This is a genomic window from Nonomuraea sp. NPDC049378, from assembly GCF_055586745.1.
The window spans coordinates 505,256-524,660 of the sequence record NZ_JBVJHP010000002.1 but is presented as its reverse complement, the minus strand read 5'-3'; the positions used below and the strand labels follow the sequence as shown (position 1 = coordinate 524,660).

Annotated in this window: 19 protein-coding genes; 6 read left to right on the top strand and 13 right to left on the bottom strand. The window is 70.0% G+C overall.

Translation table 11 applies throughout. The annotated features are described in order from the left end of the window. Window positions 1–100: 100 nt before the first annotated feature. Window positions 101–835 (bottom strand): DUF6082 family protein, encoded by a 735-nt coding sequence (locus ACZ6SA_RS07435; RefSeq protein ID WP_465827047.1) that lies wholly within the window; start codon window positions 833–835, stop codon window positions 101–103. Window positions 836–1,075: 240 nt separating this feature from the next. On the opposite strand from ACZ6SA_RS07435, the gene ACZ6SA_RS07430 reads away from it, so the two are divergent. Genes ACZ6SA_RS07430 through ACZ6SA_RS07420 form a run of 3 tightly spaced genes read left to right on the top strand, consistent with a single transcriptional unit; the run spans window position 1,076 to window position 4,633 of the window. After that, window positions 1,076–2,170 carry a CapA family protein gene (locus tag ACZ6SA_RS07430; RefSeq protein ID WP_465827045.1) on the top strand — a complete coding sequence of 365 codons (1,095 nt, stop codon included), beginning with the start codon at window positions 1,076–1,078 and terminating at the stop codon, window positions 2,168–2,170. Between the two features lie 49 nt (window positions 2,171–2,219). Next, window positions 2,220–3,944 carry an SDR family oxidoreductase gene (locus ACZ6SA_RS07425; protein WP_465827044.1) on the top strand — a complete coding sequence of 575 codons (1,725 nt, stop codon included), beginning with the start codon at window positions 2,220–2,222 and terminating at the stop codon, window positions 3,942–3,944. A 29-nt stretch (window positions 3,945–3,973) separates the two neighbouring features. Next, window positions 3,974–4,633, top strand: a complete 660-nt coding sequence (locus ACZ6SA_RS07420) for a TetR/AcrR family transcriptional regulator (protein ID WP_347648318.1) — start codon at window positions 3,974–3,976, stop codon at window positions 4,631–4,633. A 4-nt stretch (window positions 4,634–4,637) separates the two neighbouring features. Here the strand turns inward: ACZ6SA_RS07420 and ACZ6SA_RS07415 are convergent, their stop codons facing one another. Beyond that, entirely contained in the window at window positions 4,638–4,973 is a 336-nt protein-coding gene (locus ACZ6SA_RS07415; RefSeq protein WP_347648319.1) for a hypothetical protein, read from the bottom strand. A gap of 158 nt (window positions 4,974–5,131) precedes the next feature. On the opposite strand from ACZ6SA_RS07415, the gene ACZ6SA_RS07410 reads away from it, so the two are divergent. Further along, window positions 5,132–5,662, top strand: coding sequence for a tetratricopeptide repeat protein (locus ACZ6SA_RS07410; protein WP_347617259.1), 531 nt, complete (start codon window positions 5,132–5,134; stop codon window positions 5,660–5,662). Window positions 5,663–5,908: 246 nt separating this feature from the next. Here ACZ6SA_RS07410 and ACZ6SA_RS07405 read toward each other — a convergent pair whose 3' ends face one another. The 7 genes from ACZ6SA_RS07405 to ACZ6SA_RS07375 form a co-directional block, all read right to left on the bottom strand. Further along, the gene (locus ACZ6SA_RS07405; protein WP_465827042.1) at window positions 5,909–6,571 is read right to left on the bottom strand and encodes a hypothetical protein; all 663 of its coding nucleotides are present in this window, start codon (window positions 6,569–6,571) and stop codon (window positions 5,909–5,911) included. A 233-nt stretch (window positions 6,572–6,804) separates the two neighbouring features. Further along, the gene (gene clpB / locus ACZ6SA_RS07400; protein ID WP_347648321.1) at window positions 6,805–9,375 is read right to left on the bottom strand and encodes an ATP-dependent chaperone ClpB; all 2,571 of its coding nucleotides are present in this window, start codon (window positions 9,373–9,375) and stop codon (window positions 6,805–6,807) included. 5 nt (window positions 9,376–9,380) lie between these two features. After that, the gene (locus tag ACZ6SA_RS07395; RefSeq protein ID WP_043629776.1) at window positions 9,381–9,731 is read right to left on the bottom strand and encodes a heat shock protein transcriptional repressor HspR; all 351 of its coding nucleotides are present in this window, start codon (window positions 9,729–9,731) and stop codon (window positions 9,381–9,383) included. Window positions 9,732–9,734: 3 nt separating this feature from the next. Further along, on the bottom strand, window positions 9,735–10,913 hold the full coding sequence (gene dnaJ / locus ACZ6SA_RS07390) for a molecular chaperone DnaJ (protein ID WP_347648322.1): 1,179 nt from the start codon (window positions 10,911–10,913) through the stop codon (window positions 9,735–9,737). A 21-nt stretch (window positions 10,914–10,934) separates the two neighbouring features. Further along, complete coding sequence (grpE, locus tag ACZ6SA_RS07385; protein ID WP_347648323.1) at window positions 10,935–11,525, bottom strand: nucleotide exchange factor GrpE; 591 nt, start codon at window positions 11,523–11,525, stop codon at window positions 10,935–10,937. Beyond that, a complete protein-coding gene (gene dnaK, locus ACZ6SA_RS07380; RefSeq protein ID WP_347617254.1) occupies window positions 11,525–13,399 on the bottom strand; it encodes a molecular chaperone DnaK in 1,875 nt (624 codons plus the stop codon). The genes grpE and dnaK overlap by 1 nt, the downstream gene beginning before the upstream one ends. A 234-nt stretch (window positions 13,400–13,633) precedes the next feature. Continuing rightward, the gene (locus tag ACZ6SA_RS07375) at window positions 13,634–14,092 is read right to left on the bottom strand and encodes a hypothetical protein (protein ID WP_347648324.1); all 459 of its coding nucleotides are present in this window, start codon (window positions 14,090–14,092) and stop codon (window positions 13,634–13,636) included. 58 nt (window positions 14,093–14,150) lie between these two features. Here ACZ6SA_RS07375 and ACZ6SA_RS07370 point away from each other — a divergent pair, with 58 nt between their 5' ends. Beyond that, window positions 14,151–15,032: a proline dehydrogenase family protein gene (locus tag ACZ6SA_RS07370; RefSeq protein ID WP_347648325.1), complete on the top strand. Its 882-nt coding sequence runs from the start codon at window positions 14,151–14,153 to the stop codon at window positions 15,030–15,032. A 60-nt stretch (window positions 15,033–15,092) separates the two neighbouring features. Continuing rightward, complete coding sequence (gene proC / locus ACZ6SA_RS07365) at window positions 15,093–15,887, top strand: pyrroline-5-carboxylate reductase (protein WP_347648326.1); 795 nt, start codon at window positions 15,093–15,095, stop codon at window positions 15,885–15,887. A 4-nt stretch (window positions 15,888–15,891) separates the two neighbouring features. Here the strand turns inward: proC and ACZ6SA_RS07360 are convergent, their stop codons facing one another. From ACZ6SA_RS07360 to ACZ6SA_RS07345, 4 genes are all read right to left on the bottom strand, one after another. Next, entirely contained in the window at window positions 15,892–16,635 is a 744-nt protein-coding gene (locus tag ACZ6SA_RS07360) for an ABC transporter permease (protein WP_465827040.1), read from the bottom strand. Then, on the bottom strand, window positions 16,632–17,522 hold the full coding sequence (locus tag ACZ6SA_RS07355; RefSeq protein WP_347648328.1) for an ABC transporter ATP-binding protein: 891 nt from the start codon (window positions 17,520–17,522) through the stop codon (window positions 16,632–16,634). Before ACZ6SA_RS07355 ends, ACZ6SA_RS07360 begins: the two co-directional genes overlap by 4 nt. 80 nt (window positions 17,523–17,602) lie before the next feature. Next, the gene (locus tag ACZ6SA_RS07350) at window positions 17,603–18,274 is read right to left on the bottom strand and encodes a response regulator (protein WP_465827038.1); all 672 of its coding nucleotides are present in this window, start codon (window positions 18,272–18,274) and stop codon (window positions 17,603–17,605) included. Continuing rightward, on the bottom strand, window positions 18,271–19,398 hold the full coding sequence (locus ACZ6SA_RS07345; RefSeq protein WP_465827037.1) for a sensor histidine kinase: 1,128 nt from the start codon (window positions 19,396–19,398) through the stop codon (window positions 18,271–18,273). The genes ACZ6SA_RS07350 and ACZ6SA_RS07345 overlap by 4 nt, the downstream gene beginning before the upstream one ends. Window positions 19,399–19,405 lie beyond the last annotated feature (7 nt).

Here is a 19,405-nt window from a genome sequence, read left to right as displayed (position 1 = left end):
TGCAGGGCCGTTCGGGTGGAGGCATGGCACTCCTCCGGACTTCCCGCACTTCCGCAGCAGAGAAGACCTGCACATCATGGCACATCTGCGGCCGTGGTGATCAATCATCGGCGCGCATCTTCTTGGTTCGGCTCAACCATGTGATCCCGACTCCGACCAGCGCAGTCACCGCAGCGGCACTGAGTGCGGCAAGCAGGCTCCTCTGGGCCTTCGGGACGCCCTGACGTGGTGGCTGAGTGCCCTGCGTCTCCACCGTCTGCCGCCAGGCCCGGTCGATCACTGTGACGAATTGCTTGCTCTGGCGGTCCTTGGCCAGAGCAAGTCGATGGCCTCGCGTGCCCTCCCAGAAACGCCTGCCAAATTCCGTGCCGAGGAAGTCGTGGCGCGCATACTCTTGCAGCACTGGCTCAGGCATCTGGCCCACCCTGAAAAGCATCTCCCAGTAGGAGAGCACGAGATTGAGGTAGAGGTGCAGTCTCGGGTCCAGCCCGCTATCCGCTCGGTGCATCGCGCCGCTCAGTACGGGATTTTCTATCTGCAGCTGCAGGAGCTGGAAATGATGGGCCCGCTCCGCTTCTTCGCGTGAGAACTTCATTTCCCTGGCTTGCAGGAAAAGGGAAGCGCCGATGGCGATGAGCGCCAAAGCGGAGAGCACGGCGGATGCTGCGCCGTAGGTCTCGCCGATGTCACTCAACTGCGGCCAATGTGAGCTGGCGGGCAGGAGAAGACTCAGCAGCAGCGGCGAGAGCAATGTCGCCGCAAGTGCTCCAAGCGCGATCGTCGTGAGAAGGAACGCCGACGAGCGCGACGGGCGCCGAGGATGACGGGGGGCCATAGGCACAAGGTGTCATACGAACGACTCGCGCCCTAGAAGTAGCGCGTGCCGGCTCCTGTGCCGAGCACGACCAGCCTCACGGCCTTTCCTGTGCCCCGGATGATCGCTGGCACGTCGATTGGATGACGAGACGCGCCACGAAGTGTCCGATTTGTTGTCAAACGTGTGGACTGCACGGTAACCGCCCTGCATGGCATGCTCGATCCCTGGAAGACAGGATTCGAGTGGAAGTGGCGGTAGATGAGACTCCCCCATGCCCTCCCGGTGCTCGCTGTCGTCGTGTCCCTGGCGGCATGCTCGTCGCCGCCGGAGAGGGAGCCGCAACGCGGGCAGGTGGAGCAGCAGCGGGCACCCTCCACGCCCTCGGCCACGCCCTCGGCGAAGCCGACGCCGCAGCGGCGGCCGTACACGATCGCCTTCGGCGGGGACGTGCACTTCGAGGGGATGTTGCGCCCCCGGCTCTCCAACCCGCGCACGGCTCTCGGGCCGATCGCGAGCGTGTTGCGCAAGGCCGATTTATCCATGGTGAACCTGGAGACGGCCATCACCACCGGAGGTACGCCGGCGCCGGGCAAGCAGTACACGTTCAGAGCCCCGCCCAGCGCGTTGAGCGCGTTGAAGGCCGCCGGGGTCGACGTGGCGTCCATGGCCAACAACCACGGCATGGACTACATGGACGACGGGCTGGCCGACACGCTGGCGGCGATCAAGCGCAGCAAGTTCCCCGTGGTGGGGATCGGGAAGGACGCGGCGCGGGCGTACCGGCCGTACCGGAAGACCGTGAACGGCAACCGGGTGGCGATCATCGGGGCCACCCAGGTCATGGACGCGGAGTTCATCCAGTCGTGGACGGCCACGTCCGGCAAGGGCGGGCTGGCCTCGGCCAAGGACGAGGCGAGCCTGCTCCGGGCCGTACGCAAGGCGCGCAAGAACTCCGACACGGTGATCGTCCACCTGCACTGGGGGACCGAGATGCAGAAGTGCCCCAACCCGGCGCAGCGCTCGCTCGCCCCCAAGCTGGTCGAGGCGGGCGCCGACGTGGTGGTCGGCGGGCACGCCCACATCCTGCTCGGGTCGGGATATCTCAAGAACGCGTATGTCAACTACGGCATGGGCAACTTCGTCTTCTACAACTCCAGCCCGGCGACCACGGGCAGGACCGGGGTGCTGACGTTGACGATCAACGGGCGGAAGGTGCTGAAGGACACCTGGACGCCGGCCACCATCCAGGGCGGCGTCCCGGTGCCGATGAAGGGGTCGTCCAGGACGCGGGCGGTCGCGGACTGGAAGGAGTTGCGCTCGTGTACGGGCCTGTCGGCCCGGCCCGGCAAGTGATCCCTCCCGTTGGTATTCTGCTGGACAGTGCGTCCAATAGGAGGTCGCGATGCGGTGGGTCGAGTCCGGTGACGTACGCCTGGCGCTCTTCGAGGAGGGTGACCCCGATCGGCCGACGATCGTCCTCCTCCACGGCTATCCCGACACCCACCGCGTCTGGGACGAGGTGGCCGCGCTCCTGCGCGACCGCTTCCACGTGGTGCGTTACGACGTGCGCGGGGCGGGCAGGTCCTCGGCCCCGCGCGACCGGCGCGCCTACGACTTCGACCACCTGATCGCCGACCTCGGCGCAGTGCTCGACGCCGTGGGCACGTCCAGGGTCCACCTCGTGGGCCACGACTGGGGATCGCTGCAGGGCTGGGAGGCCGTCGCGCGGGAGGGCATCCGTGACCGGGTGGCCTCGTTCACCAGCCTGGGCGGGCCAGGGCTGCGGCAGATGCGGCATTTCATGCGGCACGGGCGGCGGCGTGACGTCGCGGCGCAGCGGACGAGGTCGTGGTACATCGGCGCCTTTCTGCTGCCCGCGCTGCCCGAGCTGGCCTGGGGCTCCGTCATGCCGCGGATCGTCACCCGCGCCCTGCTCGGCGAGGGCGTCACGCCACGGCCGGGGCATCCGGCGCCCACCCTGGCCGAGGACGGGCGCAACGGGCTCTGGCTCTACCGGCGCAACATGGCCGCCACGCTCGGCGGCCCGGGCCTCGACCCGAGCGTCTCCGACGTGCCCGTGCAGATCATCGAGGCCACGCGGGACCGGTTCGTGACGCCCGCGCTGCCGGCCTCGTTCGACCGGTGGGTGAGCGGGTTGTGGCGCCGCAGGCTCGCGGCCGGGCACTGGGCCCACCGCAGCCGTCCCGGCGCCGTCGCCGGGATGATCGCCGAGTTCGCCTGCCATGTCGAGGGCGCCCGGGCCGGCACGGCGTTGCGGCGGGCGCGGGTGGGGAGCGGGCGGAGGAGGTTCGGCGGGCGGCTGGTGGTGGTGACGGGGGCCGGGTCGGGGATCGGACTGGCGACGGCGCGGGCGTTCGCGGCGCACGGCGCCGAGGTGGTCTGCGCGGACATCGATCTCGCCGCCGCCCGGCGGGCCGCCGAGCCGATCGGGAAGGACCTCGGGGGTACGGCACACGCGGTGCGGGTCGATGTCGCGGATACGGAGGAAATGGAGAACTTTTCGCGAAATATCATCGCCCAATATGGAGTGCCGGACATTGTGGTGAACAATGCTGGAATCGCGGTCGTTGGATCGTTTCTCGACCACACCGTGGACGACTGGCGCAGGACCGTCGACATCAATCTGTGGGGCGTCGTGCACGGATGCCGCCTGTTCGCCGCCGCCATGGTCGAGCGCGGCCAGGGCGGCCACATCGTCAACATCGCCTCCCTGGCCGCCTTCGCGCCCTCACGGCTGCTGCCCGCGTACTCCGCCTCGAAGGCCGCGGTGAAGATGCTCAGCGACTGCCTGCGGGCCGAGCTGGCCGGGCACGACATCGGGGTGAGCGCCATCTGCCCGGGCTTCGTCTCCACGGCCATCGCCCGCAACGCCATGTACACCGGTGCGGACCTGTACGACGACGCCGTACGCGGCCTGGCGCGGCGCGGATATCCACCCGAGCGCGTGGCCGCGCACGTTCTGCGTGCGGTGCACAGAAATCAGGCGGTCGTTCCGGTCAACCTGGAAGGAAAAATCGGATACGCCCTATCGCGGATTTCGCCACGGGCGATGCGCGGGCTGGCACGGTTGACCGGAACCACGTCGGTATCCAGAAATCGCGGGTAACGATCGCACGTACGGGAGAAGATGATTCCGTGTCCTCGCCGCAAATTGATGAAGACTGCAGCCAGCCCAAAGCACTCAGGCGGCAACCCGCACAGCGCCGCAGCGCCCGGCGCGTCGAGCGCATGCTCGACGCCTGCGCCGAACTGCTCGACGAGACCGGGTACGAAGCCCTGTCCACCACCCGCATCGCCGAGCGGGCAGGCGTGGCGATCGGGTCGGTCTACCAGTTCTTTCCCGACAAGCGCGCGATCACGCAGGAGCTCACCCGGCGCAACGTCGAGGAGTTCGTCCGCCGGGTCGACCGCAAGTTCCTGGAGGAGGACCACCGAGGGTGGTGGGAGGCGGTCGACGCGATCATCGACGAATACGTCGACATGCACCGCACGGTCGCCGGCTTCAAGAGCCTGCACTTCGGTGACGTCGTCGACCTCAACCTGCTCGACTCCGACTCCGACAACAACACCGTGATCGCCGGGCGGCTGCGCGGGTTGTTCCTGAAGGAGTTCGGCCTGGCCGACAGCCCCGAACTCGACCTCGCGGTGCTGGTGGCGGTCGAGGCGGGCGACGCGGTGCTGAAACTCGCCTTCCGCCGCGACCCCGACGGGGAACCGGAGATCATCGAGGCGGCCAAACACCTGATCCGCGGCTTTCTCTCCCGCCAGCTGCGTTCATGGTCGCCGCACGACTGAGCGCTCAGTGGCCGCCCGCGTACGGCGGCTCCGTCACCAGACCGGGCAGCCAGGCGGGCACGTCGTCCGGCTGCCAGTGCCGCCGCTGGCCGAGCGCGGCCGTCGGCAGTTCCTCATAGCCCGGCGCGGCAGGCGTGCGCAGGCACGGCCCCGGGTAGGAGACGGGACGCGCGTCCCTGGCCTCCCTGATGTGCAGGCGGGTCTCCAGGGCGCGCAGGCTGCGCTCCGCCGACTCGATGGCCTCGAGACGTGCCGACAGATAGCCGGCGAGGCCGGGGACGAGGGCCGACAGTACGACAGCGCAGGCCAGCGTGAAGGTCATCTGCTTGGACACGCCCATCACGGCCCCCTTCGCTCGCTTGACAGCGGAGCATCTGCTATATGCCCTGTGACCTGCACGAACACGCTCAGGGGGCGCAGAGTTGGGCGAGTCGTTACCGATTTGTGAGTGTGTGGATTGGCCAGGCAAACGGCCGGGCGGCTCGGTAGTCTCGCGGTGTGGCGCATGTGACCCGTGAGCACCTTGATCGTCTGCTTGAGCAGGCTCTATTGGCCGACGACCACGATTCCCTGGCCAGTCGGCTCTACGACGTCGCGCTCGACTATTCCTCGGGCGACGTCTCCCGGGCTTCCATCCTGGTCCTCGCCGCCGAGGAGTGGCGGGCGGCGGGCCAGCCGGCGCGCGCGATGGAGTGTTTCCAGCGCGCGGTCGAGGACGGTGGCGAGGCGGGTTTCGACCCGCGTGCCGGCATCGCCGACACGCTCTTCGAGCTCGACAGGCCCGACGAGGCGAGGGAGGTCATCGAGACGATACGCGCCGAGGGCGACGTCTCCACGGCGACCGCCCACACGATCGCCGAGACGCTCGTCGCCTACGGAGACCTCCGGGGTGGGCTCGAATGGGCCACCCAGGCTGTCCTCGACTGCGACGAGAACGACCCCGAGCAGGTGGCGCTGCTGCGCACCCGCTACCGCATCAGGGTCGATCTCGGGCTCCCGGAGGACGAGCTCGACGAGATGGTCTCCTGACCCGATCGCCTCGCGCGACGTCGCGGCCCGTCCCAGGGCGGGGCCGCCGGTGGCCGGAGTTCGCTGCGGCATGCCCGCAGAACAGCGCCGCAGAACAGCGCCGCAGAACAGCGCCGCAGAACAGCGCCGCAGAACGGCGGCAGGATGCGAAGGGGCCGCGGCCGGACGGCCGCGGCCCCTTCGGTTATGGAGATCCGGGCGCGGCAGGCACGTTCCGCGCCCGGACGAGATGGCCGGACTGCGTGCTCACCGCAGGCCGAGGCCGTCGGTGACCCCCGTGACGCCCGGCACCGCCGACCGGCCGCCGGTCAGCATGGAGGTGCCCTCGACGCTCTCCACCGCCTTCGGCAGCAGCACGCCGATGACGTCCTCGCCGACCTCGTGGACGGGCTTGTCCAGGTCCTTCGGCGACCGGATGCGGGAGCCCGCGATGCGGTTGCTGTGGGCGGCCTGGCCGAGCGACATCTCCGCCGGCAGCTTGGCCAGCTGCGGCGTCTCGGGCAGGGACGGCAGGGAGGGCAGCGCCGGCACGCTCGACAGGGTCGACACGTCCTTCATGCCGGCCCGGCCCGGCACCGTGGGGAACACCACGGGCGAGGCGGAAGTCAGCATCGGCATGCCCCAGGTCGCCGCGACCCCGCCGATGTCGGCGCCGCCCAGCGCCGACTTTCCGGCGGCCAGGCCCGTCAGGCCCAGCTGCCTGGCCAGCCGCCCGGTCGCCATGGCCAGCTTGCCCGACTCCTCGGCGACCATCCGGCTGCCGCCAGTGCCGCCGTCGTTGATGTCCACCCTCGACTGCTCGTGGCAGAAGGACAGGGCCGAGTCCGGCGACAACACGACCGGCTTGGTGTTCGAGCAGGAGTCAGCCGTCGAGGGGGTCGCGGCCCACCACGTGACACCAGCGGTCACCGCCGCCACCGCGAGGATGCTTCGGACTTTCTGGGATGACACTGCACGTCCCCCTGATCGATTTCGCTGATCTGACGAACGCTGAACGTAGCCAGCCGGCCGGCCGGGGGAGCGCGGCTTGTCCGAAGTGTGGGGCGAACCTTACCCAGCTCCATGCCGCATGACCGCGGCATGACACGCCGGAGCTCGCGGAGCCCGGAAACCGTTCGGGTCTCCGGGCTCCCGGCCGGGCCTCAGCCGCGCTGGATGAGCAGCTCGTCGTCGCCGAGCTCCACCATGACCTTGTCGCCGTCGGCGATCTCGCCCGACAACACCGCCTTGGCCAGCTTGTCGCCGATGGCCGACTGGACCAGGCGGCGCAGCGGGCGGGCGCCGTACATCGGGTCGTAGCCCGTCAGCGCCAGCCACTCGCGGGCCGCCGGCGTGACCTCCAGCGTCAGCCTGCGGTCGGCCAGGCGCTGCGCCAGGCGGTCGACCTGCAGGTCGACGATGCGTGCCAGCTCCTCGGAGCCGAGCGCGTCGAAGAGGATCACGTCGTCGAGCCGGTTGAGGAACTCCGGCTTGAACGAGTTGCGCACCGCCCCCATGACGGCCTCGCGCTTGGCGCCGTTCTCCAGCTTGGGATCGACGAGGAACTGCGAGCCGATGTTGGAGGTGAGGATCAGGATCGTGTTGCGGAAGTCGACCGTGCGGCCCTGGCCGTCGGTCAGCCGCCCGTCGTCGAGCACCTGCAGCAGGATGTCGAACACCTCGGGGTGGGCCTTCTCCACCTCGTCGAGCAGCACCACGGTGTACGGGCGCCGCCTGACGGCCTCGGTGAGCTGGCCGCCCTCCTCGTAGCCGACGTAGCCGGGGGGCGCGCCGACGAGCCTGGCCACGCTGTGCTTCTCGGAGTATTCGCTCATGTCGATGCGGGTCATCGCCCGCTCGTCGTCGAACAGGAACTCCGCCAGCGCCTTGGCCAGCTCGGTCTTGCCCACACCGGTCGGCCCGAGGAACACGAACGAGCCCGTCGGCCTGTCGGGGTCGGCGATGCCGGCCCGGCTGCGGCGTACGGCGTCGGAAACGGCCTGTACGGCCTGCTGCTGGCCGATGAGCCGCCTGCCCAGCTCCTCCTCCATGCGCAGCAGCTTGGCCGTCTCCGCCTCCAGGAGCCGCCCCGCGGGAATGCCGGTCCACGACGAGATCACCTCGGCGATGTCGTCGGCCCCGACCTCCTCCTTGACCATGGTGTTGTCGGGCTGCGCCGCCTCGGACGCGGACTTCAGCACCTGCTCCAGCCGCGGCACCTCGGCGTACATGAGCCGGGACGCGGCCTCGAAGTCGCCGTCGCGCTGGGCCCGCTCGGCGGCGCTCCTGGCCTCGTCGAGCTGCTTCTTCAGCTCGCCGACCTTGTTGAGCCCGGCCTTCTCGTGCTCCCAGCGGCCGACCAGGGCGTTGAGCTCCTCCTGGCGGTCGGCCAGCTCCTGGCGCAGGCGTTCGAGCCGCTGGACGGAGGCCTCGTCGGTCTCCTTGGACAGCGCCAGCTCCTCCATCTTCATCCGGTCGACGTTGCGCTGGAGCTGGTCGATCTCCACGGGACGGGAGTCGATCTCCATGCGCAGCCGCGAGGCGGCCTCGTCGACCAGGTCGATGGCCTTGTCGGGGAGGAAGCGGTTGGTGATGTAGCGGTCGGACAGCGCGGCGGCGGCCACCAGCGCGCTGTCGGCGATCTGCACCTGGTGGTGGGCTTCGTAGCGGCCCTTGAGCCCGCGCAGGATGGCGATCGTGTCCTCGACCGTGGGCTCGCCCACGTAGACCTGCTGGAAGCGGCGCTCCAGCGCGGGGTCCTTCTCGATGCGCTCGCGGTATTCGTCGAGCGTGGTAGCGCCGATCATGCGCAGCTCGCCGCGGGCCAGCATGGGCTTGAGCATGTTGCCGGCGTCCATCGCGCCCTCGGCGGCCCCCGCGCCGACGACGGTGTGCAACTCGTCGATGAACGTCACGATCTGCCCGTCGCTCTCCTTGATCTCGGAGAGCACGGCCTTGAGCCGCTCCTCGAACTCGCCGCGGTATTTCGCGCCCGCCACCATCGCGCCCAGGTCGAGCGAGATCAGCCGCTTGTTGCGCAACGATTCGGGCACGTCGCCGGCCACGATGCGCTGGGCCAGCCCTTCGACGACGGCGGTCTTGCCGACGCCCGGCTCGCCGATGAGCACCGGGTTGTTCTTGGTGCGGCGGCTGAGCACCTGGATGACGCGGCGGATCTCGGAGTCGCGGCCGATGACCGGGTCGAGCTTGCCGCCCCTCGCGTGCTCGGTCAGGTCGACGCCGTACTTCTCCAGCGCCTGGTAGGTGTCCTCAGGGGTCTCGCTGGTGACGCGGGCGTGGCCGCGTACTTTCTCGAAGGCGTCGAGCAGCGCCTGCGGCGTCGCGCCCTGAGCCTTCAGCAGGTCGGCCACGGGTCCGCCGTCGGCGGCCAGGCCCACCAGCAGGTGCTCGGTCGAGACGTAGAGGTCTTCGAGCCGGTTGGCGTGCTGGGCGGCGGTGTTCATGACCGTCAGGAGGTGGCGCGAGCTCGACGGCGCCCCCACGGTCGCGCCCTGCGCCTTCGGCAGCGTTGCCAGCTGCTCCTCCGCCCGCGCCCGCAGCGCGCGCCAGTCGGCGCCGACGGCTTCGAGCAGCGGTACGGCGGTGCCGCCGGTCTGGGAGAGCAGCGTGGTGAGCAGGTGAACGGGGGCGATCTCGGGGTTGCCCTCGGCGGCGGCACGCCGCATGGCACCCGAGAGCGCCTCCTGGCTCTTCTGGGTGAGCTTGTAGTCCATCTTTTCTAGGCCCCCGGTGGCAGCTCGTAGCGGATCAGCGCTCGGACCATCCGCATCTCGGCACGCAGGCGGTGAACCTCCTCCCGCAGCCGCAGCGCTTCGTTCTCGAGCTCGAGAATCCGCTTGATGCCCGCGAGGTTGATGCCCTCCTCCTGGGAGAGCCGCTGCACCTCGCGGAGCTGGATGATGTCGCGTGTCGAGTAGAGGCGGCCGCGCCCCGCGGTGCGGCCGGGGCTGACCAGCCCCAGCCGGTCGTACTGGCGCAGGGTCTGGGGATGCAGCCCCGACAGCTGCGCGGCCACCGAGATCACATAAACGGGTGTGTCATCTGACAGGTCGAAATAGTTGGCGTCCATCGGCTACTCGCTTCTGGCTCGCTGAATGAGCTCAGCGCGTGGGTCCTCACTGGCGTTGGCGGTGTTGAACTCGGTGAGGAGCTCGCGCGACTTGTCGTCGAGCGTCTTCGGCACCACCACTTCGACTGTCGCGAGCATGTCGGCCTTGGTGCCGTCTTTGCGGGTGACGCCCCTGCCGCGCACGCGGAACGTGCGGCCGTTGGGCGTGCCCGGGGGGATGCGCAGCGTCACCGGCATGCCCTTGAGGACGGGCACCTTGATCTCGGCGCCCAGAGCGGCCTCCGTGAACGTCACCGGGACGGTGATCGTCAGGTTGTCGCCCGACCGGCCGAACACGGCATGCGGTTTGACGTGCGTCTGGATGTAGAGGTCGCCGGCGGGGCCGCCGTTCTCGCCCGGGGCGCCCTTGCCCTTGAGCCTGACCCGCTGGCCGTCGGCCACCCCCGCGGGGATGCGGGCCTGGATGGTGCGGGTGCTCTTGGCCCGGCCGTTGCCCTCGCACACGGGGCACGGGTCGTCCACGATCAGCCCGCGGCCCTTGCAGTCGCGGCAGGGCTCGGAGAAGGCGAAGTTGCCCAGGTTGCGGCTGGCCGCCCCGGTGCCCTCACAGGTGGGGCAGACCCTGGGGGTCGTGCCCGCCCTGGCGCCCGTGCCGGTGCACGCGGCGCAGGCGGCCGAACTCGTGAGCCTGAGCGACACCGTGGTGCCCTCGGCCGCTTCGGTGAACGTCAGCGTCACCTCGGACTCGACGTCCTGGCCGCGCCGCGGCCTGGACGTGGTCGAGGTGCGGGTGGAGCCGCCCCGGTTGAACAGCCCGCCGAACAGGTCGCCGAGCCGGTCACCCGCGCCTCCGCCGGAACCCGGCTGCGCCGTGCCGCCGAACAGGTCGCCGAAGTCGAACGGGAACCCGCCACCGCCGCCGGCCCGCTGGCCGCCCACCCCGGACCCGAACAGCGTGCGCGCCTCGTCGTACTCCTTGCGGCGCTTGCTGTCGGACAGGACGTCGTACGCCTCGGAGACCTCCTTGAACTTGGTCTCCTTGGTCGCGTCGCCCTTGTTGGTGTCGGGGTGGTATTGCCTGGCCAGCTTCCGGTAGGCCTTTTTGATCTCGTCGGCGGTGGCGGTCTTGGGCACACCAAGGACGGCGTAGTAGTCCTTCTCCAAGTAGTCCTTGGTGCTCATCTACGGCCCTTCGTCCTCGTGTCAGTTGTCGTCGTCATCGGACGCGGGAGTGGCGTCCTCGGGCTCGGCGACGGCCACCCGCGCCGGGCGTAGCACCCTGTCGCCCATCCGGTAGCCGAGCTGCAGCACCTCGACGGCGGTCGGCTCGGTCACCTCGGTCGAGTAGCTGTGCATCAGCGCCTCGTGGACCGTCGGGTCGAACGGGTCGCCCTTCTGTCCGAAGGGACTGAGCCCCAGCTTGGTGAGCACCGCTTCCAGGGACTCCGCCACCTTCGCGAAGCCTCCGGTCAGCTCGCCGTGGTCGCGGGCCCTTCCGATGTCGTCGAGCACGGGAAGGAGCTCTGTCAGCGCCCCCGCGACCGCCTGCTCGCGGACCGCCACCCGGTCGCGCTCGACCCGCCTGCGGTAGTTGGTGTATTCGGCCTGCAGCCGCTGCAGGTCGGCGGTCCGCTCGGCGAGCTGGGCCGCCAGCTCGCCGTTCTGCGCCTGCGGCGCCTCGGCGGGCGCCTCCTGCTCGTCGGCCGGGGCCTCGCGCACCTGGCCCGTCTCGGGGTCGATCTTGCGGTTGTCGCGGATCACTGGCTCCTCGTGCCCGTTTTCACGCGCCGGCATCACTTGTCCTTCTTCGGCTGGTCTTCGTCGACGATCTCGGCTTCGACCACGTCGTCATCGGCCTTCTGGCCCTCCTGACCGGACGCGGCGTCCTGCGGGGCGCCCTCGCCGCCGGCCTGCTGGCCCTGGCTCTGGGCGTAGATCGCCGAACCCATCTTCTGGCTGACGGTGGCGAGCTTCTCCGCCGAGGTGCGGATGACGTCGGTGTCGGTGCCCTCCAGAGCCTTCTTCAGCTCGGCCAGGGCGTCGTTGACCTCGGTCTTGATCTCGCCGGGGACCTTGTCGTCGTTCTCGCGGAGGAACTTCTCCGTCTGGTAGGCGAGCCCGTCGGCGTTGTTGCGGACCTCGGCCTCCTCGCGGCGCTTCTTGTCCTCCTCGGCGTACGACTCGGCCTCGCGCATCATCCGCTCGATGTCGTCCTTCGGCAGCGCGGAGCCGCCGGTGATCGTCATCGTCTGCTCCTTGCCCGTGCCCAGGTCCTTGGCGGAGACGTTGACGATGCCGTTGGCGTCGATGTCGAAGGTGACCTCGATCTGCGGGATGCCGCGCGGCGCCGGGGCGATGCCGGTCAGCTCGAACGTCGCGAGCTTCTTGTTGTAGGAGGCGATCTCGCGCTCGCCCTGGTAGACCTGGATCTGCACCGACGGCTGGTTGTCCTCGGCCGTGGTGAAGACCTCGGAGCGCTTGGTCGGGATCGTCGTGTTGCGCTCGATGATCTTGGTGAAGATGCCGCCCTTGGTCTCGATGCCCAGCGACAGCGGGGTCACGTCGAGCAGCAGGACGTCCTTGACCTCGCCCTTGAGCACGCCGGCCTGCAGGGCGGCGCCGATGGCGACGACCTCGTCGGGGTTGACGCCCTTGTTGGGCTCCTTGCCGCCGGTCAGCTCCTTGACGAGCTCGGAGACGGCGGGCATGCGGGTCGAGCCGCCGACGAGCACCACGTGGGCGATGTCGGCCACCTTGATGCCGGCGTCCTTGATGACCTGGTTGAACGGGCCCTTGGTCCGCTCGAGCAGGTCGGCCGTCAGCCGCTGGAACTCGGAGCGCGTCAGCTTCTCGTCGAGGTGCAGCGGACCCTCGGCCGAGGCCGTGATGTAGGGCAGGTTGATGTTGGTCTCGGACTGGCTGGACAGCTCGATCTTGGCCTTCTCCGCCGCCTCGCGCAGGCGCTGCAGGGCCATCTTGTCCTTGGCCAGGTCGACGCCGTGGGCGTTCTGGAAGCGCTTGACGAGCTCGTCGACGACGCGCTGGTCCCAGTCGTCGCCACCGAGGTGGTTGTCGCCGGAGGTGGCCTTGACCTCGACGAAGCCGTGGCCGTCCTCCTGGCCGACGTCGAGCAGGGACACGTCGAAGGTGCCGCCGCCGAGGTCGAAGACCAGGATGGTCTGGTCCTGCTCCTTGTCGAGCCCGTAGGCGAGGGCCGCGGCGGTCGGCTCGTTGATGATGCGGAGCACGTTGAGGCCCGCGACCGTGCCGGCCTCCTTGGTGGCCTGGCGCTGGGCGTCGTTGAAGTAGGCGGGGACGGTGACCACCGCGTCGGTGATCTTCTCGCCCAGGTAGGCCTCGGCGTCCTGCTTGAGCTTCTGCAGGACGAAGGCGCTGATCTGCTGCGGCGAGAACTTCTTGCCGTCGATCTCCTGGGACCAGGTGGTGCCCATCTCCCGCTTGACCGACCGGATCGTCCGGTCCACATTGGTGACCGCCTGGCGCTTGGCGACCTCGCCGACCAGGACCTCGCCGTTCTTCGCGAAGGCGACCACGGACGGCGTGGTCCGCGAGCCCTGCGCATTCGCGATGACGGTGGGCTCACCGCCCTCGAGGATCGAGACGACGGAGTTGGTCGTCCCAAGGTCGATACCTACCGCACGTGCCATGAGTGAGTCCTTGTGGTCAAAGTTGAGTCTGGCAGACTCAAGCTAACGGATGTGTGTCGTCTTTGGCAAACGACTTGAGCCTACTCGACTCAACCCTCATGAGCGCCGAGACATTCCCGCAACAAAGGCCACATCACGCGCAACGGGGCAGCGGGTTCTGAGGTTCCGCGCACAGCGAAACCCCCGGCGCCGCGGGGGTGCGTCGCCGGGGGTTCGCGGGGCGGGCTGCTCGCGTTACGGCTTGGCGCCGTCCACCACCTTGCGCTCGCCGAGCGGCTTCTTGAGCTTGACCGTGGTGGTCTTCTCGATCGCGATCATGATGCAGGAGACGTTCTTCGCCTTGGGGGACGTGCCCTCGTACAGGGTGACCGTGACGCGCTTGGACGTCTCCTTGACCTTGACGCGGTCCAGCACCGTGCAGGGCTCCACCCCCGACTCCCACGTCAGCTGGAGCTCCTTGCCCTTGGCGACCGGCTTGGCCTTGGCCCAGCGGGCCTTGTGCACGTTGATGGCGTCGCCCGTCGGCTTGACCTGCTTGGGGCCCTTCGGGGGCGCCTTGCTGGGCACGGTGCCGACCGGGTTGGACACGACGGGCGGCTTGTCCTGGCTGGGGGAGGAGACCCGCTCGGCAGGCTGGGCCGTGCCGCAACTCGTCGCCAGCATCAGACATCCGGCCAGAAGGGGCGCTGTCATTGTCCGCATACCCCTACCACGGATCCCGCCGGCCGCCGGTTCACCATAGTCTGGTCATGTGCTCCGTCAGGCATTGCTCGCTGTCTCCAAGAGCCGGCGCGCCGAGCGCCTCATCGCCGCGTCGCCGCTGACCAGGGATGTGGTCAGGCGCTATGTCGCCGGCGACGTCGGCGGCGCGGTCGACGAGCTGTCCCGCAGGGGGTTGCGCGTCTCCGTCGACCACCTCGGCGAGGATGTGACCGGCCGGGTCCAGGCCGAGGACACCGTGATCGCCTACCTGTCGCTGCTCCGCCTGCTGCCGGCGGGCGCCGACGTTTCGGTCAAGCTCACGGCGCTCGGGTTGCGGCTGTCGGAGGAGCTCGCCTTCGACCACGCCGCGGCCATCTGCAGGGCCGCGGCGGCCAGGGACGTCACCGTGACGCTCGACGCGGAGGAGCACGACACGATCGCCATGCTGCACGCCGTGCACGCCGCGCTGCGCAAGGAGCACCCCGACGTGGGCGTGGTGGTGCAGGCCTACCTGCCCGACTCGCTCGACCGCTGCGAGCAGCTCGGCGACGCCAGGGTGCGGCTGTGCAAGGGCGCCTACACCGCTCCCGGCGCCTACACCTCCACCGCCGACATCGACCGCTCGTTCGTACGCTGCCTGAAAGTGCTGATGGCCGGCGCCGGCTATCCCATGGTCGCCACCCACGACCCCAGGCTGGTGCGCATCGCCTCGACACTCGCCGTGCTCGACGGCCGCGACCCGGCCGGCTTCGAATACCAGATGTTGTACGGCGTGCGCCCCGACGAGCAGGCCCGCCTGGCTGCCCTCGGCTTCACGATGCGCGTCTACGTCCCCTACGGCGCCGACTGGTATCCCTACCTGATGCGCCGGCTGGCCGAGCGCCCCCGCAACCTGGCCTTCTTCCTGCGCTCCCTGCTGTCGCGGGGCTAGCCCGCGATGCCGGGGACGGGCCGGTAAGCTGCATCAGCGTCTATTCCTCGAGGGGCGGAAATGATCGCGATTCTGGGCACGGGCAAGATGGGCGAGGCGCTGCTGTCCGGGCTGCTGCGCGCCGGCTTCATGCCCGGCGACATCATGGCCACCACGCGCAGGGCCGAGCGGGCGCAGGCGCTGCGCGAGACCTACGGCGTGCGCACCGTCACCAACTCCGAGGCGGCCAAGGCGGCCGACACGCTGGTCCTCGCCGTCAAGCCCCAGGACATGGCCACGCTGCTGGCCGAGATCGCCCCCTACGTGCCCGCCGACCGCCTGGTGATCACCGCCGCGGCCGGCATCACGACGTCGTTCGTGGAGCAGCGGCTCGGCGTCGAGGTGCCCGTGGTCAGGGTGATGTCCAACACGCCCATCAAGTTCGACGAGGCGATGAGCGTGATCTCGGCGGGCGCGCACGCGGGCGAGGAGCATCTCAAGCTCACCGAGGCGCTGCTCAGCCCCGTCGGCAAGGTGCTGCGCATCCCCGAGTCGCAGCAGGACGCCGCCACCGCGCTCTCCGGCAGCGGCCCCGCCTACTTCTTCTACCTCGTCGAGGCCATGGTCGACGCGGGCATCCTGCTCGGCATGCCGCGGGCGGCCGCGCTCGACATGGTCACCCAGTCCATCGTCGGCGCCGCTGTGATGTTGCGCGACTCGGGCGAGCACCCGGTGATCCTGCGCGAGGCCGTCACCTCTCCTGGCGGCACCACGATCGCGGCCATCGCCGAGCTCGAGCGCCACAGCGTGCGGGCCGCGTTCCTGGCCGCCATCGAGGCGGCTCGCGACCGCGGCCGCGAGCTCGCCTCCGGCTGACCGCTCAGGCGTCACGCCGCCGCAGCAACACGGCGCCGACGATCATGGTCACGGCGATCCAGGCGAGATAGACGCCGAAGCCGCTCCACGGGCCGAGCGAGGCGTTGCGGACCAGCGGGACGGCCACCTGCATGCCCGCGTTGGTGGTGAAATGGTCGGCCACCGTCCGGCTCACCTCGCCCGGCAGCATGCCGGCGATCTGGGGCAGCACCAGCATCAGCGCGATGGCCGAGACGATCGCGCCGGGCGTGTGGCGTACGAGCGTGCCCAGCGCCAGCCCGAACAGGCCGCACGCGGTGAGGTAAAGGCCGCAGCCCACCACCGCCCGCACGGCCTCCGCCATGTCGAGCGAGGGCGGCTGGGTGATGGCGACGCCCACGGCGAGCGAGGCGGCCGACGCGAGCGTGCACACGACCAGGGAGGTGACCGTGAACACCACGATCTTGCCGGTCAGCAGGCTCATCCGCCTGGGCACGGCCATCAGCGACGTGCGGATACCGCCCGTACGGTATTCGCTGGAGATCACCAGCACGCCCAGCGTGGCGATGGACAGCGACGCGAACATGATGCCTGTCAGGCTCAGCATGACGGTCTGGGCGCCGGGGATGGCGTCCTCGGTCGAGCCCCTGGCGGCGGAGGCGATGAGCGTGCCGATGCCCAGCATCAGCACTGCGGTGACGGCCAGCGTCCACATCGTGGAGCGGACCGAGCGGATCTTGGTCCATTCGGACCTGAGGATGTCGATCATGAGGTGAACTCCAGGCTGTCCTTGGTCAGCTCCATGTACGCCGCTTCCAGCGAGGGCTGCACGAACGTCAGCTCCGCCAGCGGGATCCCGGCCCGCGCGGTGAGCGTGCCGATCTCGACCGGGCTCATCGCGGTCACCCGCAGGTGGTCGTGGTGGAGCTCGCCCACCTTGATCAGCTCGGCGACCTCGGCCAGCCGGGGCGAGCGCACCCGTACGTAGCCCTGCGAGCTGCGCCCGATGAACTCCTCCACGCTCGTGTCGGCGATCAGCATGCCCTTGCCGATCACGATCAGATGGTCGGCGGTCTGCGCCATCTCGCTCATCAGGTGGCTGGAGACGAACACCGCGCGGCCCTCGGCCGCCAGCTCGCGCATGAACGTGCGGATCCACAGGATGCCGTCGGGGTCGAGCCCGTTGACGGGCTCGTCGAACAGCAGGATCTCCGGGTCGCCGAGCAGCGCGGCGGCGATGCCCAGGCGCTGCGACATGCCCAGCGAGAACCCGCCGATCCGGCGCCCCGCCACCTCGCGCAGGCCCACGGCCTCCAGCACCTCGTCCACCCGGCCGTTCTGGATGCCGTTGCTCTGCGCGATGGCCAGCAGGTGGTTGCGGGCGCTGCGCCCGCCGTGCACCGCCTTGGCGTCCAGCAGCGCGCCCACCTTGCGCAGCGGGTGTCGCAGCTCGGCGTACGGCAGCCCGTCCACGAGCGCCGTGCCGCCCGACGGCCGGTCGAGCCCCAGGATCATCCGCATGGTCGTGGACTTCCCCGCGCCGTTGGGGCCGAGGAAACCGGTCACCCGGCCGGGCTCGACGTCGAACGACAGGTCCGACACGGCTACGGTCTTGCCGTAGCGCTTGCTCAGGTTCGTTGCCCGTATCGCGGTCATGATCCCAGCGTGCCGTCGCGCGAGGTCGTGTGCCTCCTGCGCGGGAACCGCTTCCCGCGCGGGGGTCTGGGAGCCTGGTCCTACTCTCCCGGGTGGACGAGCGCCGCCTCGTAGGCGACGATCACCGCCTGCGCCCGGTCCCTGACGCCGATCTTGGCGAACAGGTTCGTCACGTGGTTCTTGACGGTCGAGGGGGACACGGACAGGGCCGCGGCGATCTCGGCGTTCGACCGGCCGCGGGCGATCAGCACGAGGATCTCCCGCTCGCGCTCCGTCAGAGCGGCCACCCCGGCGGGCGCCGGGCGCCGGGGGCCCGCGTCCAGGGCTCCTGCAGCCCGTACGAACGTGCCGATCAGCCTGGTGAGCAGGCGCGGCGCGACGGCGGACTCCCCCCGGTGCACCACGCGCACGCCCTCGATCAGCTCCTCGGGGGAGACGTCCTTGGGCAGGAAGCCGCCCGCGCCCGCCCTGAGGGCCGCGACCACGTTCTCGTCCAGGTCGAACGTGCTCAGCGCGAGCACCCGGACCTCCGGCAGCTCCGACGTGATCAGCTCGGTCGCGCGAACCCCGTCGAGGCCCGGCATGTGCAGGTCCATCAGCACCACGTCGGGGCGCAGCCGCCGGCTCAGGTGCACCGCCCGCTCGCCGTCGCCGGCCTCGCCGACGACACACATGTCCGGCTGGGCGTCGAGCATCAGCTTGAAGCCCACGCGCACCAGCGCATGGTCGTCGGCCAGCAGCACTTCGATCACGGTGTCTCCAGGGGGATGCGGGCGTGTACGCGGAAACCTCCTTGCGGGGCGCGGGGCCCTGTGGAGAGCTGGCCGCCGCACAGCGCCACCCGCTCGGCCATGCCTCCGAGCCCGAACCCCGGCGACCCGGTCCCCTTCGTGCTGCCGTCGTCGACCACCTCGACCTCCACGGCGTCCGGTTCGTACGCGAGCCGCACGCTCGCCCGCGCGCCGGGTGCGTGCTTGCGCGTGTTGGTCAGAGCCTCCTGCACGATCCGGTACACCGCGTGGTCCACGACGGCGGGCAGCGCGACGGGCTCCCCCTTGACGGTCAGGTGCGCGGGCAACCCCGCCGACCTGGCCTCCTTGATCAGCGTGGGCAGCCGCTCGGCCCCCACCCCCGTGGCGGCGTCCGGCCCTTCCTGGCCGTCGGCCCTGAGCACGTCGAGCAGGCGGCGCATCTCGGACATCGCCTGGCGGGCGGTCTGCTCGGCGCTTTCCAGGGCGTCCCTGGTGACCTCCTGCTCGGCTGGCAGCGTGGCCCTGGCGCCGCCGACCAGGGCGTTGATCACGGTGATGTGATGGGCGACCACGTCGTGCAGCTCCCTGGCGATGCGCCGCCGCTCGGCGCGGACCGCGGCGTCGGCGGCGTCGCGCCTGCCGCGTTCGTTCAGCTCGGTCCTGAGCCGGACGAGCTGCCCGACCCCGACGGGCACGCCGATGTTGAACAGGGCCGCGACCCAGCCACCGTTGACCTGGTCCAGCTCCAGCACTGTCGCGTAGGCGACGATCGCCGCCGCGGAGGCGATCGCGGTCGTGCGGCCGGCGGTGTAGCGGCCCAGGCTGTAGTAGGCGATGAGCGCGGGGACGTTGCTGGACGGCGCGACGTCCGCCGTCACGCCGACCGCGTTGATCGCGGTGACCAGCGCGGTGACCAGGACCGGCCGGTGGCGCCGCATGAGCAGGAGCATGACGGCGACCAGGTACGGCAGCGCGGTCAGGGCGAGCGCGGTCCTCTCCATGACGAGCATGACGGGGATCCCGATGATCCCGGGGGAGCCGAGCACGATCACCAGCGTCCTGTCGAAGACCTTGGGACGCCGGAAGAAGCGGATGAGCCTGAGTAAGGACCGTGCTGGGCGCACGCTAAGA